Source organism: Alcanivorax sp. HI0083, from assembly GCF_001635175.1.
On the sequence record NZ_LWFX01001669.1, the window covers coordinates 1 to 270 of the forward strand.

A 270-nucleotide genomic window follows, 5' to 3' on the forward strand; every position below is an offset into this window, starting at 1 on the left:
CGTCATCTACGTCCGCCCCGCCGGCAGTGGCGATGAGCGTCACTGGCGCCTGGCCCAGCTACCCAAGGCACAATCCGCCCTGATCTCGCTGGACCCATCCAGCGGCGCCATCGTGGCCCTGCAAGGGGGCTACAGTTTCTCTACCTCCAACTTCAACCGGGCCGTACAGAGCGAGCGCCAGGCCGGCTCCGTGTTCAAGCCGTTCATCTATACCTCAGCCATGGAAAACGGCTTCACCCCGGCCTCCATCATCAACGATGCCCCGGTGGT

1 protein-coding gene is annotated in these 270 nt (G+C 64.1%); it reads left to right on the top strand.

Annotated elements, in window-relative coordinates; all coding sequences use genetic code 11:
* On the top strand, positions 1 to 270 hold a 270-nt coding region (locus A3754_RS24490), incomplete at both ends, for a penicillin-binding transpeptidase domain-containing protein (RefSeq protein ID WP_255363164.1).